Origin of the sequence: Proteus myxofaciens ATCC 19692 (genome assembly GCF_001654855.1) — a bacterium.
GTDB classification, from domain to species: Bacteria; Pseudomonadota; Gammaproteobacteria; order Enterobacterales; family Enterobacteriaceae; genus Proteus; species Proteus myxofaciens.
This window is the reverse complement of sequence record NZ_LXEN01000223.1, coordinates 1-337: the sequence shown is the minus strand read 5'-3', so window position 1 is coordinate 337 and position 337 is coordinate 1. Positions and strand designations below refer to the sequence as shown.

The following is a 337-nucleotide window of genomic DNA, read 5'->3' as shown; positions in this document are numbered from 1 at the left end:
GTATTAATTACTAATGAGTCAGAGAGTTCACAATATAACTCGTCCCCTTATAGTAGTTTATATCGTTCTCGTGAGCCAAAAGAATATACACTTTTCTTCTCAGATAAGCAGGGATTGTATTATATCGCAAAAGGAAAAGGTGATATCTATAATGCAGTGTGTTTGAAAGAACAATGTATATTGTTCTTTTACGAAGGAAGACGCATTATCAATTTAACTGATTTTTCTATCGGTGAATTAATCCCTTGGGATGAGCAACTCCAAAATGATAGAAAATATCCACTTGCCTTAATTGGTGGCAAATTATTCTTTTCACCAAAAACATCTCAGCTCATTT

General features: G+C 33.2%; 1 pseudogene. It reads left to right on the top strand.

Annotation, left to right across the window (positions count from 1 at the left end):
• Nucleotides 1-337 (top strand): annotated as a pseudogene (locus M983_RS17700) (hypothetical protein); the annotation flags it as partial.